The 6,389-nt window shown below is 47.1% G+C and carries 4 protein-coding genes; 1 reads left to right on the top strand and 3 read right to left on the bottom strand.

All coding sequences use genetic code 11. From position 1 onward, the window contains the following. Nucleotides 1–810: 810 nt before the first annotated feature. Genes torA through torE form a run of 3 tightly spaced genes read right to left on the bottom strand, consistent with a single transcriptional unit; the run spans nucleotide 811 to nucleotide 4,712 of the window. A complete protein-coding gene (gene torA / locus CIK04_RS02980; RefSeq protein WP_017422236.1) occupies nucleotides 811–3,273 on the bottom strand; it encodes a trimethylamine-N-oxide reductase TorA in 2,463 nt (820 codons plus the stop codon). Between the two features lie 24 nt (nucleotides 3,274–3,297). After that, complete coding sequence (gene torC / locus CIK04_RS02975) at nucleotides 3,298–4,482, bottom strand: pentaheme c-type cytochrome TorC (RefSeq protein ID WP_017422237.1); 1,185 nt, start codon at nucleotides 4,480–4,482, stop codon at nucleotides 3,298–3,300. Between the two features lie 50 nt (nucleotides 4,483–4,532). Further along, entirely contained in the window at nucleotides 4,533–4,712 is a 180-nt protein-coding gene (gene torE, locus CIK04_RS02970) for a trimethylamine N-oxide reductase system protein TorE (RefSeq protein ID WP_011080718.1), read from the bottom strand. 578 nt (nucleotides 4,713–5,290) lie between these two features. Here torE and CIK04_RS02965 point away from each other — a divergent pair. Continuing rightward, on the top strand, nucleotides 5,291–6,085 hold the full coding sequence (locus CIK04_RS02965) for an ABC transporter permease (protein ID WP_232708694.1): 795 nt from the start codon (nucleotides 5,291–5,293) through the stop codon (nucleotides 6,083–6,085). Nucleotides 6,086–6,389: the final 304 nt, after the last annotated feature.

Raw genomic sequence — 6,389 nt, 5'->3', positions numbered from 1 at the left:
TCTCAACGTCTCCCTTGGGTTGTGTGCTGTGTGGGACARGATGCTTTCTTCAGTGTCGGTTTGTTTCRCTTTGCTGTTTAGCTTTCTAGCTCAATGGCAATTGACTAAAGTGAGCCAAAGTTACTCCCGTGCACGGTTTCTCGTTGTCGTCTTCTGCTTCCACAGGTGACCACGCCGGAATACCCCGATAGCGAATCGGTTTGGGTGCCACTAAAAAAAACATCTGCTCATCACAGACTTAAAGTGTACTTCCTCCCTTCGCAACACTCGCTTGCTTTTGGCAAAGCGGTGCCCCATCAGACGCGATGCTAATGGTCAGCTCGGTTTTCTCCTCCACGCCATTACTGGGCTTCTCAGGCCGAGCCTTACTCACTACTACGGATTCACCGAGACGTCGGACCGCTGCCACCTCACACCAACACGAGCCTTGGTTTTCACCTTGAACTCGTGCTTCCGGCGTTTGCCCGGATGTGGTGTCAGGCTTCCCCAGTTACTGCACTGGCTCCCTGTTAACAATGCCACCCTCAAGCACAGCATAGGTCTGACTGAGTATTGGGCTTTGCGATGTTTCGGACGCTTACCCACCTATGCTGCCGAAGCAGGTTCACTTACGTTGTGTACTGTTAACTTCCTATTGCTTCCTTCAGACCCTGCCGTTGGCCAGCAACGCCCTTGCAATTCGGATTATCTTCCCCTCAGTCAGGGCGATTCGGGCTTCTTTCAACCCGACGGGTTTGCCAGCTTCGCTGGGCAAACAAAAAAAGGTCCGGCATGTATGCCGGACCTTTTCTATGCTATATCAAGCTGCGATTACGCCACTTCGATTGGGCCACCAAATGAGGTCACTGGTGGAACTTTGCCAGTGAACTTCTCGAAGTCTACGATACAGGTGTTCGCAGAAGTCGCCTGTGCCAGCTCAGATGAGCCGATATCTTGAGTCAGTGTGTTAGGGTCACCGTAAGTACAGATAGCTCCCACTTTCTCGCTTAGAGGACCATACCACGCACCTTCTTCGATTCGAATCACACCACGTGGGTAGCTGTCCGTTAGCACAGCCCCAGCTAGAAGCTGACCACGGTCATTAAACACGCGTACCAAATCACCCTCTTTGATGCCTTTTGCTTTTGCATCAAGTGGGTTGATGTAGACTGGCTCACGACCTTTTACTGCGTAAGTCGCACGGAACTCTTCAGACTCACACATCTGAGAGTGCAAGCGTTTGTCTGGGTGACAAGATTGCAACCAGAACGGATGTTTGTCTGAGCCTGGTCCGCCGTGTGAACGTTCTGATTTTTCGAACCACATTGGGTGCTCTTGGCAGTGTTCGTAACCGTAACGACCGATCTTACGAGACGTGATCTCGATAAAGCCTGACGGTGTACCCAGTGGGTTGATTTCAGGGTCTTGACGGAAATCCGCGTGACGAACCCAAGGTTGACCTTGGCCGAAGTCCAGTACGCTCTTCTCCCAGAATTCATCAAATTCTGGCATCTCGAATTTGCCTTCGTTCGATTTCTTACAATCGTTGTATAGGCTGCGAATCCAATCCATTTCACTCATACCGCGAGAGTATTCTTCACTGCGGCCAAAGCGCTCAGTCAGTTCCTTCATGATTTGGAAGTCTGGCTTAGATTGGAACAGAGGATCCACCAAACGATGCATCGCAATCAAACCACGGCTTGAGTATGAACCGTATACGTCGATGTCATTGCGTTCCCATTGGGTACATGCTGGTAGCACGATGTCTGAGAAGCGACACGTCGCTGTCCACGCGAAGTCGATCGTTACGACAGTTTGTAGTTTCTGGAACGCTTGCTTCATGCGGTTGCGATCTTGATGGTGGTGCCATGGGTTACAGCCCGAAATAACCATCATCTTGAAGTCTGGCAGCTTCACTTTGCCACCGTTGTAGTTGATCTCTTTGCCTGGTTCTAGCAGACAGTCGATCCAACGCGCAACAGGGATAGTACGGCTGTAACCATTGAAGTCATTGTTGTCCCATTTTGGTTTCATGCCCGCATCAAGGTTACGAGGGAAGCCACCAGGGCCAGCAAAACCAGTTGAAGGCACACCGATACTTGAGTAGTGGTGACCATAAGAGATACCACCGCCAGGCAAGCCGATTTGACCGATCATTGCCGCAACAACCGCGGCTGCCCAGTAAGGCTGCTCACCGTGCTCTTGACGTTGGATACACCACCCCATCAGGATCTGAGTGCGGCCTTTCACAAGCATGCGGGCAAATTCACGGATTTTGTCTGCTTTCACGCCACAAATAGGCGCAGCCCATTCTGGTGTTTTTTCAACTTTGTCCTTCGTTTTGCCTTGAACGTAGTTGATGAACTCTTCAAAACCAAGACAGTAAGTGTCGATGAACTTCTTATCGTATAGGTTTTCAGTGTAGAGAACATGCGCAATCGCCAACATAAACGGTACATCTGTCATTGGGTTGACATACAGATGATCGTTCTCTAGGTAACGCTGTGTTTTGTTCTTAACTGGGTCAACCGAAATCACGTTGATTTCGCCTTTTGCCACTTTCTCTTTTAGTTGCGCAAGGTAAGCGTAAGATTCATGCGTTTCACAGTTCCAACCCACTTGGAGGTTTTTCACTGGGTCGTTCGCCCAAAGAATAATGTTGTCTGCGTTTTCTAGAATCTCAGACCAAGACGTACCTTGTGCGTACACTTCGGTAGAACCTAGCACGTATGGCAGAATCGTTTGGCCAGCACCGGTTGAGTAGTCACCAACTTTGGTGATGTAGTTACCGTGCATGCCCACAGCGCGCTGCATGTGCGCTGTACAGTTGTTGAATGAACCCGTTTGGTTCCAACCTGTTTGGCCTGCGTGTAGCGCCCAAGGGCCATACTCTTTTTGTACGCGCTCTAGCTCACGGTAGAACAGGTCTAACGCTTCATCCCAAGTCACACGTACAAAACGGTTGTTGCCGCGCGTATCTGCGCTGTACTTGTGTTTTTTCAGCCAGTCTAGGCGCACCATTGGGTAACGCACACGTGAAGGGCTGTAGATGATGCCTTTGATGCCGTTTAGCATCTCAGTTGGGTTTTGGTCTAGCTCTAGCGGTTTGATCTCTTGAACTTTACCCGCGTAGATGTGGGCGCGGAACGCGCCCCAGTGAGAACCAGATACTTTCCATGTTCCTGTTGTTTCTACTGCGTTTGCAGAAGCCGACGCCAATAAGCTAGGACCGATAACAGAGGCAGCACTTGTGGTTGCTACGCCCTTAAGAAAACTTCTTCTTGTAATAGCCATTTAAATTACTCCATCCAATGCTTATTAGTGATGACCTTCAGCATAATCTGAAGAGTGCTTCTGTAGATATTTCAAGATAAGGGCTTCGCTATCCGTATCAAGGTTCACGAACGCTAGCATGCCGTCAAACATACCTGGCCAAGTATTGGCATCGAAGTGCGCTTCTGCAGGCTGTGTGTGACACACTGAACAGTTTGTTTTGTATGCTTCACGAGATTTTTCCCACACTGGGTTGATGTCGTTCAGCATTGACTCTTTCTTGATCCAAACTTTCGCCGCCACTTTTTCCCATGGAAGACCAGTTAGCTCATCCACTTTCTCTTCGCCAGTGGTGACAATTTTGTCATCCATAGACGCTTCTTTAAGCAGCGAAGCCACAGCGATGTTTTTGCCGAAGTCTTCTTGAATTACACGACCAAAACCTTTCGCTTTACGCCAGCCATCGATCTCGATTTCGACATAATCGCCTTTGTCTTCCACTACTTTTACGGTAGACGCAGGGTTCAATAGACCCGCTTCGGTTTGACCTTGTGCATCAAAGTAGATCGGTAAGTGACGAACACTCACAAGCTCTTTACCCACAGAATAATCGGTGCTTGAAGCCATTTGCTCTAAGTCACCAACGATACCGCCAATGCTATCCATACCTGCCGGTAATTTGTGCGCGATGCCTTTGTGACAGTCAACACAGCTTTGATCTTTCTCTGCCGCTTGCTTCATTTGGATACGAGCCGTTGGAGACATTTGTGTGAAGTCCATCGAGTCGTAGTTATGACAGTTTTTACATTCAAGGGATTTGTTGGCTGAGAAGCGATCCCATTCGTGTTTTGCTAGCTCGATACGGCGAGCTTCGAAAACGCCCGGTTCATCGTAGTTACCAAAGACTTGCGCAAAAACTTCTTTAGACGCCTGCATTTTACGTGCAATTTTGTCCGTCCAGTTGTGTGGTACGTGACAGTCAGGACAGGTCGCGCGAACACCTGAGTGGTTTTTCCAGTGCACGGTATCTTGCAGCTCTTGGTACACGTTGTCACGCATGGTGTGGCAACTGACACAAAACTCTTCAGTGTTGGTCGCTTCCAACGCGGTATTAAAACCACCCCAGAAAATCACACCGGCAATGAAGCCGCCCACGGTCAGCACACCAAGGCTGATATGAACTGCTGGGCGCGTTACAGTACGCCACAATTTAATGATCAATGATTTCATTGTCTGCTCTCTTAAAATCTTTTCAAAAGTGTGGGGATAAGTTCACAGGCTTACATGCCGTGAGCACCTGGAGGTCCGAAGAAGAAAACTTGCAACATCCAAACGATGAAGCCATATCCACCAACGAACGCCACACTCAAGATTGGAAAGAGGACGACGGTAATGAAGAGGAAAGATTTCCACTCCAATGAGCGCTTTTCAGCACTCTCAATTTTGTTAACATCACTCATACATTTGCCTATTTTGTATTTAGTAATTTCAGTTGCCCCACCCCAACAGGATGAAACTTTTAACACTATCTAATGCAAAATATTAGACCATACACAATGTGTGGTTCAATCAATTCCCTACGGCCTACCCTTGTTATTCAACACTTTTTTGAGCTCATCCAGAGATGTGTCTGATTGATATTCCATGTGTAAAATTGTGAATAGATGTGAAGAAATAAGTCTTTTGCATTATTGTTAAAAATCAAACAACCACATAACACAAATGCTAGCAGAGTGACATTTTTTAGCCGGACTGATTCTTATTCTCTCAAAAATAAAACAATCCCAATGGCGATTGTTTTATTTTATTGTTATCAAGTCGTGAATATTTAAAGAGAAAAATAGTAGTCTAAAGTGGCTATCTCAGAGCAAAAATCGTTCAACATTGCAGCAAGTAATCAATTCAAGAAATACATACGTTACGACTCACCGTTCGTGATTTACACAGTGTGACTTCTGACAAGAAAATGCATCAGACGCCTTCCCATACCACCTTAGATTCGTTTCAATCCCGATATGACGAATGGAAAGAGATGGGTATGGATTCAGTTATTGACCTCACTTGGGGGGCTCTCTTTGCGTTTTCTAGCCTCCTTATTATCCCGCTAATCATTAGCCACTTTTATCAGTTGGCGATCGCAAAAGAAGCTCTGCTGAGTGTTGGCCGTATGGCACTGCAACTGATTTTATTGGGCTTCTATTTGGAGTACCTGTTTACCCTGAATGACTGGCGCATCAATGTGCTTTGGTTATTGGTGATGCTCTCTGTTGGCGCTTCTTCCATTGTCAGCAAAGCCCACTTGCCACAAACTCAGCTGCTCTTGCCTACCTTATTCGGTCTCGCTGGAGGTATGTTGCCAATACTCTCAGTGTTGCTTGTTGGTATCATCACGCCAACACCTTGGTATCACACACAATATATGATTCCTTTGGCTGGTATGCTGCTGGGCAACAGCTTAAGTGGCAATATTGTCGCTTTGCAAAATCTGTTTGATTGCTATCGTAATCGAAAGAATGAATATGAAGCTGCGATCGCCCTCGGAGCATCGCCACGTTATGCGTCACTTCTGTTTGTTAGGCAAGCGATGCAAAAGTCTTTTGCTCCTATTCTTGCCTCAATGGCGGCGACAGGGCTAGTGACATTACCTGGAATGATGACAGGACAAATCTTGGGGGGCGCAAGTCCAATGGTGGCGATTAAATATCAACTGATCATTATGATCGCGATTTTTGTCACCCTCACCCTTTCTGTTGTCATCACCTTAGAACTGGCGCTACATCGCTGTTTAGATAGAAACGGGCAAGTGAAAATAAACACACTGGACACAAAATAAGCAGTTTTATCTGTTTTTCTAACCACCTCTTTTCTAATCACTTTTAGCTTAAATGAGATACCCACGAAGTTTACGACAGGTTATCCACAGAAAATGTGGATAACCTCGTTCAGTCCCCATCAGTCGGTGTCTTAAAAACGCAGGAAGATCGTCACACGGCCGTCATGATTGAGACGTAACTTGCCTATAAAGCATCCAATGGAGAGGAAGACTATGGACGATTCACTGCAATACCATGATGAGCTGGAGCAAGATTGTCGAGAGTGGCTAATTGATAGGCCCTTTGAATTGCCTCCGCAACCAG

The organism is Vibrio sp. 03_296, from assembly GCF_002265885.1.
The sequence above is the reverse complement of the archived record's forward strand: the minus strand, read 5'-3'. Positions and strand labels throughout refer to the sequence as shown.

Coding starts and splice junctions, on each gene's coding strand:
- torA (WP_017422236.1), bottom strand. CDS start 3,273: ATGGCTATTACAAGAAGAAGTTTTCTTAAGGGCGTAGCAACCACAAGT.
- torC (WP_017422237.1), bottom strand. CDS start 4,482: ATGAAATCATTGATCATTAAATTGTGGCGTACTGTAACGCGCCCAGCA.
- torE (WP_011080718.1), bottom strand. CDS start 4,712: ATGAGTGATGTTAACAAAATTGAGAGTGCTGAAAAGCGCTCATTGGAG.
- CIK04_RS02965 (WP_232708694.1), top strand. CDS start 5,291: ATGGATTCAGTTATTGACCTCACTTGGGGGGCTCTCTTTGCGTTTTCT.